2 protein-coding genes are annotated in these 962 nt (G+C 42.8%); both read left to right on the top strand.

Annotation, left to right across the window (positions count from 1 at the left end; genetic code table 11):
* Positions 1-63: 63 nt before the first annotated feature.
* A complete protein-coding gene (locus tag L950_RS37665) occupies positions 64-324 on the top strand; it encodes a transposase (RefSeq protein ID WP_410528164.1) in 261 nt (86 codons plus the stop codon).
* Positions 248-962, top strand: a 715-nt coding sequence (locus L950_RS25425; protein ID WP_156169880.1) for an IS3 family transposase, incomplete at its 3' end; no start/stop codon positions are given. The genes L950_RS37665 and L950_RS25425, both read left to right, overlap by 77 nt.

The raw sequence follows: 962 nt of genomic DNA on the forward strand, positions 1-962 counted from the left end.
TTACAGAAACACAGATTGTAAGAGCTCTCAAAGAGGGAGAAGAAGGTAGAAAGACACGATGATATCTGCCGGGAGCTTGAGATTAGCAAAGCCACCTTTTATAACTGGAAAAGCCGTTACGGTGGCATGGAAGCATCTGATGTCAAGCGCCTGAAGGAACTTGAAGAAGAAAATGCACGCCTGAAAAAGATGTTTGCCGAGCTGAGTATGAACCATGATATCCTAAAAGAAGTCATCACAAAAAAGGTTGGGGCTCCGGCAACAAAAACAGTTAACTCAGGAAATTGTCCTAGATCACGGTTTGAGTGTCGCCGGAGCCTGTAAATTGACAGGTATGTGCCGTTCACAATATTACTATGTTAGCAAGAAAGACGACAGTGCCGTGATGGCAGCATTAAATGATCTGTCCTCCAAACATCCTGTATATGGATTTCGAAAACTATATGCCTACTTGCGCAGAGAAGGTAAACCCTGGAACCATAAGAAAGTATACAGGGTATATAAGCTGCTCAATATGAATAAGAAGAGACGTGTCAAACGTCGGCTTCCTGTTCGGGAGAAACAACCTTTGGAACAACAGGTCAGCATTAATCAAAAATGGAGCATGGACTTTATGAGCGATAGCTTGGCAAGCGGAAACAGATTTAGAACCTTTAATGTGATGGATGACTGTTCCCGTGAAATATTGTGTATCGAAGTAGCTACCTCTATTTCTTCTGTACGGGTCACCCGGGCACTGGAACAAATCATAGACTGGCGAGGTAAGCCGCTCTGTCTGCGTGTAGATAATGGCCCCGAATTCACCAGTCATCATTTTGATCTCTGGTGTAAAAGTCAAGGCATCGCGATTCAATTATTCAGCCCGGAAAACCAAAGGCAAAACGGTTATATCGAACGTTTAATCGAAGTTATCGAAAAGAAATTTGGATGCTTATTTATTTTTCAACCTGACAGAAGTCCGA

The sequence above is a fragment of the Sphingobacterium sp. IITKGP-BTPF85 genome, from assembly GCF_001006065.1.
GTDB lineage: Bacteria > Bacteroidota > Bacteroidia > Sphingobacteriales > Sphingobacteriaceae > Sphingobacterium > Sphingobacterium anhuiense.